At 65.0% G+C, this 7,672-nt stretch carries 8 protein-coding genes; 6 read left to right on the forward strand and 2 right to left on the reverse strand.

The annotated features are described in order from the left end of the window. Positions 1 to 8 precede the first annotated feature (8 nt). The 5 genes from PSO31014_RS18680 to PSO31014_RS18700 are packed head-to-tail and all read left to right on the forward strand — an operon-like array spanning position 9 to position 3,844. A complete protein-coding gene (locus PSO31014_RS18680) occupies positions 9 to 635 on the forward strand; it encodes a hypothetical protein (protein WP_150552975.1) in 627 nt (208 codons plus the stop codon). Continuing rightward, positions 632 to 1,147, forward strand: a complete 516-nt coding sequence (locus PSO31014_RS18685) for a tetratricopeptide repeat protein (RefSeq protein ID WP_150552976.1) — start codon at positions 632 to 634, stop codon at positions 1,145 to 1,147. The genes PSO31014_RS18680 and PSO31014_RS18685 overlap by 4 nt, the downstream gene beginning before the upstream one ends. Next, entirely contained in the window at positions 1,144 to 2,676 is a 1,533-nt protein-coding gene (gene sctE, locus PSO31014_RS18690; RefSeq protein ID WP_150552977.1) for a type III secretion system translocon subunit SseC family protein, read from the forward strand. The genes PSO31014_RS18685 and sctE overlap by 4 nt, the downstream gene beginning before the upstream one ends. A gap of 60 nt (positions 2,677 to 2,736) precedes the next feature. Next, positions 2,737 to 3,411, forward strand: a complete 675-nt coding sequence (locus PSO31014_RS18695; protein WP_150552978.1) for a hypothetical protein — start codon at positions 2,737 to 2,739, stop codon at positions 3,409 to 3,411. A gap of 4 nt (positions 3,412 to 3,415) precedes the next feature. Further along, positions 3,416 to 3,844, forward strand: a complete 429-nt coding sequence (locus PSO31014_RS18700) for a hypothetical protein (RefSeq protein ID WP_150552979.1) — start codon at positions 3,416 to 3,418, stop codon at positions 3,842 to 3,844. Between the two features lie 6 nt (positions 3,845 to 3,850). Here PSO31014_RS18700 and PSO31014_RS18705 read toward each other — a convergent pair whose 3' ends face one another. Then, positions 3,851 to 5,326: an SLC13 family permease gene (locus PSO31014_RS18705; protein WP_150552980.1), complete on the reverse strand. Its 1,476-nt coding sequence runs from the start codon at positions 5,324 to 5,326 to the stop codon at positions 3,851 to 3,853. A gap of 239 nt (positions 5,327 to 5,565) precedes the next feature. Between PSO31014_RS18705 and PSO31014_RS18710 the strand changes: the two genes are divergently transcribed. After that, positions 5,566 to 5,895: a GIY-YIG nuclease family protein gene (locus tag PSO31014_RS18710; RefSeq protein ID WP_246176808.1), complete on the forward strand. Its 330-nt coding sequence runs from the start codon at positions 5,566 to 5,568 to the stop codon at positions 5,893 to 5,895. Here the strand turns inward: PSO31014_RS18710 and PSO31014_RS18715 are convergent. Next, complete coding sequence (locus tag PSO31014_RS18715) at positions 5,867 to 7,069, reverse strand: serine hydrolase domain-containing protein (RefSeq protein WP_174976580.1); 1,203 nt, start codon at positions 7,067 to 7,069, stop codon at positions 5,867 to 5,869. The genes PSO31014_RS18710 and PSO31014_RS18715 overlap by 29 nt on opposite strands. Between the last annotated feature and the right edge of the window lie 603 nt (positions 7,070 to 7,672).

A 7,672-nucleotide genomic window follows, 5' to 3' on the forward strand; every position in this document is an offset into this window, starting at 1 on the left:
CAAGTGTCATGACGCCTATCCAGTACGCCTCTTCCCGCCTCGTTCCCCTGCAAACCGGCCTCACGCGCGACATCGATGTCGGCGGCGTGACGAAGTCGCTCGATTTTCACGGAACGCTCGCGCAATACGCCATGTTGATGATGGAGATGAACAACGGCGAGGCGCAGCACATGATCCAGGAGATGCAGCGACGCCAGAAAGAAGGACAGGAGGCGCGCGAGGTCGGGAACCTGATCGAATCGCTGATCAACGACATCGGCTCGGACACGTCGAAGAAGATGACCGTCGGTGACGGCATCCGGGCGTTCTTCGACAAGCACAACATCCAGATCACCGTGTACGGCGACGGGACGAAGAAGACCATGATGGAGTGGGAGTCGCGCACGAAGCGGGTCGGCGAGCCCGGCTACACCACACCGACGGGAAGCAACGCGCAATACAATGCGTCCGATCTGCGCACACTGAAGGCTGCCGCCGAGGGCTTTACTGAGCAGGCCTCTGACAGCCGCACGGTTGACCAGATCAAGATCAACAAGAAGCTGCAGGAGTACAACGGCGCCTCCACGCTGGTGAACACGATCTACAGCTCGCAGGGCTCGCAGCTCAACCAGATCAACGGGTCGATGCGCACATGAGCGCGCCAACGTCCCCGGATATCGCGACACCGGCGCCGAGCGCGGACGAAGCGCCAGCGATCCTTTCGCGATTCTTCGAAAACGGGGGCGCGCTGCGCATGCTGGCCGATCTGGACGAGGCGGACCTCGCGCGTGTGCGCGCCCATGCCTGCCATCGCTTCGCCCAAGGCCAGATCGCGGCGGCGCAACGGGTGTACTTCGTACTCGCCACGCTCGACCAATGGTCCTTCGACGATTGGTTCGGGCTCGGCCTGTGCTACCAGAGACTCGGGCAGCACGACCAGGCGTTGCCGTGCTTCGCGAAAGCCGGCCTGATCCACGCATCGGACCCACGCCCGCCGTATCTCGCCGGGATGAGCTACGAGCACGCAGGCAACCGGGAATTCGCGCGCAAGTCGTATGACGCAACGCTGCGCATCTGCGCACAACAGCCTCAGCACGACAAGCTCGCGCGCTCGGCACGTGCGCGACGCGACGCGCTGAATGCCCCTTCGGACAAGACATCAACATGACTGCCATCTATTCCCCACGAGCCGCTTACGCACCCGCTTGGACCGGTAACGTCGGCAACGCGCCCGCAGCTGCCGTCGCCGTTGCGAACGACGTCATCGAGTCGCCGGATGCCGTTCGTCAACGACGCGAACGCCCGGACTGGCTGCGCACCGAGGACTTTGCGCCAGACCCGCCGACCGGCGTCGACTGGCAAGACGCCGACGACGCGTTCGCCCGCCTGCTGAATCGTCTCTTTGCCGTCGGCAGCGGACTGGTGGCGAACGCTCTAGGGGCGTCCGGCGCCGACGGCGCTTCGAACGCTTCGAATGCCTCAACGCTCTCTGCGCTCGAGAACGTCGATCCGTCCACGCTGGCGATGATGGCGTCGATGATCGCGATGGACGCGCTGGGCGACACGGCGAAGTCCACGCAGCGGGCGCTGACGTTGATGGGCGAGCGTCAGGAAAAGCTGCGTCAGGAGGACATCAAGAAGTATCGCGAGCAGATGGACGCGAAAACCGAGGATGCCAACAAGGCCCGCAAGGGCGGCATCTTCGGGGTGGTGTTCGACTGGCTCATCGCGGCGGTCGATGTGGTGGTCGGCGCGGTCAAGGTCGTGACGGGTGTGCTCACCATGAATCCGTTAATGATCGCGGGTGGGGTGGCCGATGTCGGCGCAGGCATTGCCGGGCTCGGCATGGCGTTCCACAGGACGATGGCGCTGGTCGATCCGAAGAACGCCGCCTATCACGAGAGCGAAGCGACCAAGTGGGGACACGCGCAACTGGCGTTCCAGATGCTCGGCATGGTCATCGGCTTCGGTACGTCGATCAGGGGCTTCATCGCCAAGCGCGCGACGACCAAAGCTGCGAGCCGTGTGTTCAAGGCGGGCGCGGGGGAGGCGCTGGAGCAGGCGGTCAAGTCGGGCGACAAGGCTGCCGTCGCGGCGATCAAGTCTCGCGTGGTCTCGGAGATCGGCTTCGTCGTCGGCAACGAGGTCGGCAAGCGCGTGGGCAAGTCGCTGCTGCAAAGCGGCACACAGAGCGGGCGCCGACTGGCGAAGGCTGGCTTCAATCGCATGGCCGAGCAGTTCACGCAGCAGATGGTCGAGCAGATGGCCTCGCGCGCTTTCAACAAAGTCGCAAAGAACGCCGCGAAGCAACTCGCCAAGGGCAAGGCGGTGACATCGAAGGAACTGACCAAGTCCTTCACGTCGAGCATGAATATGCAGGGCTACTTTGCCATTGCGCGGGGTTCGTGGTCGCTCTCCATGGCTGCTCGAGGCGTGTTCCAGGGCGCCAACGCGCTTGGCCAGGGCATCGTCGGCGTGCAGCGGGCCAAGCTGCAACTCGACGCGCGCGATCTCGCCGTCGACATGATGTGGTTGCAGTTGCTCATGCAAATGAATGGCGACGACAAGAAGCGTGCCGCCAAGCGCATGGAAACGCTCGTGGGGCAGCAGAACGACATCGCGGTGTCCACCGGCGAGCAAGTGCAGAAAACGGGCGAGATGCGCATTCGTATCGCGGCCTCGTTGTCCCGGGCGTGAGCCCGAGCGGATCTTTCGGACGCGGTTTTCCGCCGCGTTGTCTACCTACGGAGTGATGACATGACTTATGCATTGAGTTCGACGTTGGCGAATCCGCGTCAGGCTGGTATCGCCGCATCCGACGCCAAGCAACGCGCCGCGACCGACGACGAGGGCACGCGCGTGCTGCCGCGCATTCGCGAGCAGGTCGACGGCCTTCAATCCGCGCAGGCACTCATCGCCCTGTTTCTCGCCATGCGGGTGGCCGAGCGCAACACCGACCAGGCGTATCGCACGCGTCACGACGCGATGGTCTTCGAGCGCGGCCAGACCGCGCGCACCGAGAAGTACAACGCCAACAATTCGCATTACCGCGCCGGGCTGTATTCGGCCATCGGCGGCATCGTCTCCGGTGCCTTCTCGTTGGCCGGCGGTGTGGGATCGGGCGCGGCAGGGTTTGGGGGCGAGTTGGGCAAGTTGAGAGTGCTCGGCACGGCGGTCGGCGAAACGACCAAGGGCGTCAGCCAGTTCGTGAAGTCGCCGTTCGATGTCGTGTCCAACGACGATTCGCTTGCCGGACGCGATAAGGATGTGCTCGGCGAGTTCGAGATGTCGCTCACCGAGGAGACGCGTCGCACCAACGATCGGCTGCGTCAGCGTATCGACGCGACCAGTGCGGACATCCGTGAAGTGTCGCGCGCGATGTACGGCATGATCGGCCAGCAAGTCACGAAGATGTACGACACCATCCGATAAGACCATGACCGTTTGCGAGCGCGCCGTTGCGGCATTCTTCAGAGCCCACCGTTTTACGGCGCGCGTCGAAATCTGCGAACGCACGCACGTCGAACTGGGACAGCGCGTCGAGAACGGCGAGCTGTCCCTTTGTCATCGTCTCGACCGTGTGCCTGCCGGTGTCGTGCTGACGATCACCGACTTCCGCCTCGACGCCGAAGCGAAGGCAAGCGAGCATGCCGTGAGGCGCTTCTGCCAACTGATCCGGACACTGTTGCGCACGGTGCCCCATATCGGCTACGTGCGCGGCATGATCCTGCCCGGCGTGAGCGACACGCGCGTTCGCGCGACACGCTTGCGCCTCGGTGCGATTCTCGAACGCGAGGGGGCGTTCTGGCGTGAGGAGGACGGCGATCGATGGCTGGTCTTCTGTCGGGAACCCAGCCGCCGGTAGGGGCATTCAGGGCAACATGCCCAGCAGATGCCACCAAAGATAGTCGAGTGGGAAGAGAAAGACGAGGGTGATGAGCGTCATGACGACGGTCAGCCGCGTGCCATCGCGCATGCCGACGCCGCCCAGATGCATCGCAATCATCATCGGCGGGCTCTGATAGGGCAGGAGGACGGTGGAGAACACCGGCACTTGCAACATCAGCACGGTATAGAGCGGCAGGCCGCTCGCGCTCGCGAGCTGTCCCGCGAGCGGGGTGAGCACCGCCGGCAGACCGGGAAGCGTGGCAACCAGTCCGATGGCCGCCCCGATGGCGATGAGCCATGCGGCATTGATCGCGGGGGTGCCCGGCGTCATGCTCACCGCATCCAGGCATAGCCGTGCGAGCTTCTCGCCCAGCCCCGAATCCGCGACGACCGCGCCCACACCGAGAAAGCCCGCGACGTAAATAAGCGGCGTGATGTGCATCTGCTCGGTGAAGGTCTTGGGCGTGATGATGTGAATCGCGGGGAGCAGGCAGAGGATTGCCGCGGCAACGGAAATCCACGCGGGCGAGATGCCGTGCCAGGCATCGGTCGCGAATCCGGCGAGCGCTAACGCCAGCAATACCGACAGGCGCCGGGCGTCGTTTGACAGCGGCGGCGCGGCACCGTTGGTCACCTGGGTGAGGGGGCCGTCGTCGGGGAACAGGCGGCAGATCACCCACACCAGAATGGCGGCCTTGAGCGCACCGAGGACAGGGAAGTGCAGCAGCAGGTAGGGCGCGTAGTGCAGCTTTACGCCGTAGAACGAGTCCGCCGCGCCCATGAGCACACTGTTCGGAATGTTGGCGGGCAGGATCGTCGTGGGCGGCATGTAGCTCGCGGCGGCGACCATCATCACGAGACCGGTGCGTCCGCGCCGACCCTCGGTGAGGCCGATGCGATCGGCGAGCGCGAGCACGATGGGGATCAGCAGCAGAATGCGCCCCGTCGTCGAGGGCATGACGAACGCCAGGCCCACGCACGCGACCATTACCGACGCCACATAACGCGCATACGTCGGGCGCTTGAGTGCGAACAACGTCGCCGCCAGTCGAGCACCGAGTCCGGTGGTGCGCACCGCGATACCGGTAACCGCACCGCCAAAGACGAGCCACCACGCAGCCGAATGAAACCCCGCGAAGATCACTTCCGGCTTTGCGACATGCAGCAGGACGGCGAGCAGGAAGAACGTCAGTGTCGTGATCGGCTCCGGGAACAGACCGAAGGCCCACGCCCCGATGGTGAACAGCACGAGCACGGCAGCCTGTGCGGCGGTGGGCGATAGGCCAAGGGCGGAACTGCCATGGCTGGCGGCCCACAAGGCGGCAGCGAACATCCCGTAAATGACGTAACCGCCAAGGGTGCGCACGCGTGAGCGCAGGCGTTCGCGGCGCAATGCGTCGGCCGCCGAGGGGCGGTGATGGCGAGGATCAGGGGTGTCCGGCGAGGCGGATTCGGTCATGGCGCTTGTCGTTGTGGTGTTGGGCCAGGCAGGCGTGTTACGTGGTCCGGCGGCGATGGGGGGGCGCGCTTGCATCGCCGTGGGCATATCGTATGCTAGCGACTTCGACAGCGTCACCCGATCAGGACAAATTTCGTCGCGAACATGCCACGCTCTGTACCCGCGCCTGCCCAGTGCCCCAACGTCGTTGCCATACCCCGCGGATGGCACGACTTCCGCCACGAATCGTGGGCGACGCGATGATGGCCGTCCCGCCGAAGCCCTGGTTCGTCTACCTGCTGGAGTGCGCGGGCGGACGCATCTATACCGGCATAACCGTCGACTTAGCGGCGCGGTATGCGGCGCACGTCGCGGGCAAGGGGGCGCGCTTCACGCGCGCTTATCCACCGTCGCGCATCCTGCTCTCGCTCACCTTTGCCGATCGCTCAGCCGCCTCGCGGGCCGAGTACCGCGTCAAGCAACTGAGCGCCTCGCAGAAGCGCGCGCTCATTGCCGGCACGTTCGTTTGCGATTTCGGCGATGCTCGCGCCGCCGCCGACCTCAAGGCACCAGGCGTGCCTGACGAATGATCCGGCGTACGTCGCGTTGAATGGCGCCGAACTGGCCGCGCGACGGAATCGGCGACACCACGAGCGCCCAACTGTCGCCGGGTACGGTCTTCTCCACCACGGTGTAGTAGGTCGACTGAGTGCGGAAGAAGTCGGCGATGCCGTCGTGACTGATGCGATAGTTTCGCTCGCCCGCGCCGGGCACCATGAATACGCCAAGCGTGTAGTAAACGTCGCGACCCGCGCTGACCGGGCCGGAGCGCTTGTCGAGCAACAATGTGCGCAGCGTCTTCTCCGTGAGCAGGCTCGGCCGGCGGATGTCGAACACGCGCCACACCTTGAGCAGCGCGCTCGTGGACATCTGCCACCCGGCGAACGGAGCCAGCAGACGCCAGTTGTCGGGCAGGGTGGCGCCGGTGATGCCAAGCGGCGCGAAGATGTGCGTTTCGCAGAAGTCCTTGTAATCGTCGCCGGAAACCGCTTCGATCACCATGCCGAGCAACAGGTACGACACGTTCGAGTAGACGAAATCGGACTTGCCGGTCGAGTGCCCGGCGTCGCCGGCGTCGAGATAGTTGAAGAAGTCCGCGCTGCCGCCCACACGCCGGATCGCCAGTCCGCTGAACAGGCCATTCACGGGATCGTTGTAGCCGTTCGTGGCGAGCCCCGCGCGATGCGCGAGCAGGCGTCGCACGGTCAGCTCGCGCAACGACGGGTCGAGCGGCTTGCCGTGCTGTTTCGAATACGTGTCGAGCAGATCGCCGAGTGTTGCGTCGAGCGAGAGTTTGCCCTCCTGCACGAGCAGCGCGATGCCGATGGCCGTGACCGACTTCGACAGACTGGCGACGGGCAGCAACTGTCGGACGTTGTCGCCCGACGTGGCCGCTTCGAGCCCCACGCCAGCATCGGATTCCGTGCGCAGCCACACATGCGACAGGTTGTAGCGCTCCTTGAGCTGCGCCACGCCCTGCGTGAGCGTCGCCTGACCGATGGGCACCGCCGGCTGGATCGGTTTGGGCGCGCCGGACGACGGCAGCGCCACGACCACCGGATTCGTATTCGCGGCAAGGGGCGACGACGCCGCTGCCGACGTGGACGTGGCCGTCGACGCGGTTTGGGCGAGCGCATGGCCCGCGGTCATTAACGTGGCAGTGCCCAGCAAGGCACTCAGGACACCGACGACAGCGCGGCGCACGGAGGCACTCCGTCGCCCCGTCGCGAGAGCGACGACATACTCGTTGCGCCGCGATACCCGCGGCATTGTCAGACGTGCCCCTGCCGGACGGCTGTGCCGTTCGACGTACATTTTCTATTCCCCCCGCGCACGATGCTTCGAACCACAAATCGACTCTCTTCGGAGACGGAAAGGTTCGGGGTGCGCACGTGTCGCTTTGCGGCGCTCTTCGATATCGAAGTTTAGGAAAAACTTCGTTCAAACAACCAGTAAAAACGCTGAATTCTACATTAAATTGCATTTATGGAGATCAAATGCCCATAGTGGCGCGCAATCGCACGGTGGCAACGTCGGGCGGCCGGGGCGCCTCCCGAGCCGTCGCCGACGAGACCTGTCACGCATCGCGGTGTAAGCTATCGCCCTGACAGGCTCTGACTCGCCCACAGGCCATGGGAGCGGCGTCCCGTAGGTGACGTCGTGCCGGCTGAAGGATCGACCGATACATGACTGAACCCTCCCGCGCGCGCCCGAGCCGGCCCGCCGATGCACCTTCCTCCGTGGCGCTGCCGATGGACGCCGCTGCGGCGTCCGCCGGTGGCGGGGCCGCGGGCGGCCCGCCCGAGC

The organism is Pandoraea soli, assembly GCF_902459595.1.
Taxonomy (GTDB): Bacteria; Pseudomonadota; Gammaproteobacteria; order Burkholderiales; family Burkholderiaceae; genus Pandoraea; species Pandoraea cepalis.